Below are 241 nucleotides of genomic sequence, written 5' to 3' on the forward strand. Positions count from 1 at the left end.
GAATGCCTGGCGCTGTCGCGCTCGAGGGCGGTCAGGCAGGCGCGCGAGTGCGCGCGCAGGCGCGCCGCCAGTTCGATCCGGTCCGGCCACTTGACCAGGTAGTCCATGGCGCCGGCCGCGGATCCTGCGGCCTTGGCGTGCGGTTTGTCGTTCGAGGACAGCATCAAGACCGGCACCTCGGGCAGGTGCGCGCGTTCCTTGGGCGCGGGGAAGACGTCGAGTCCGTCGGCCGGCGAGATGC

General features: G+C 71.8%; 1 pseudogene. It reads right to left on the bottom strand.

Annotated elements, in window-relative coordinates:
* A pseudogene (locus tag KVT32_RS31315) lies at positions 1-241 on the bottom strand (diguanylate cyclase response regulator); the annotation flags it as partial.

It is taken from the genome of Achromobacter sp. GbtcB20 (assembly GCF_019091095.1).
Lineage (GTDB): Bacteria > Pseudomonadota > Gammaproteobacteria > Burkholderiales > Burkholderiaceae_B > Achromobacter > Achromobacter mucicolens.